This window comes from Paenibacillus sp. J2TS4, from assembly GCF_018403245.1.
Classification (GTDB): Bacteria; Bacillota; Bacilli; order Paenibacillales; family NBRC-103111; genus Paenibacillus_L.
Map to the genome: position 1 here is coordinate 1 of NZ_BOSH01000071.1, position 213 is coordinate 213.

The window sequence follows — 213 nt, forward strand, 5'->3', positions numbered from 1 at the left end:
GAAAACATCCAGGTTAAGCTAGTAAGAGCACACGGAGGATGCCTAGGCGCTAGGAGCCGATGAAGGACGTGGCGAACAACGATAATGCCTCGGGGAGCTGTAAGCAAGCTTTGATCCGGGGATGTCCGAATGGGGGAACCCCCGTATCGTAATGGATACGGACTCCGCACTGAATCCATAGGTGCGGCAGAGGCAGACCAAGGGAACTGAAAC

At 54.9% G+C, this 213-nt stretch carries 1 rRNA gene; it reads left to right on the plus strand.

Annotated elements, in window-relative coordinates:
- Positions 1 to 11: 11 nt before the first annotated feature.
- Positions 12 to 213 (plus strand): 23S ribosomal RNA (locus KJS69_RS29485); the annotation flags it as partial.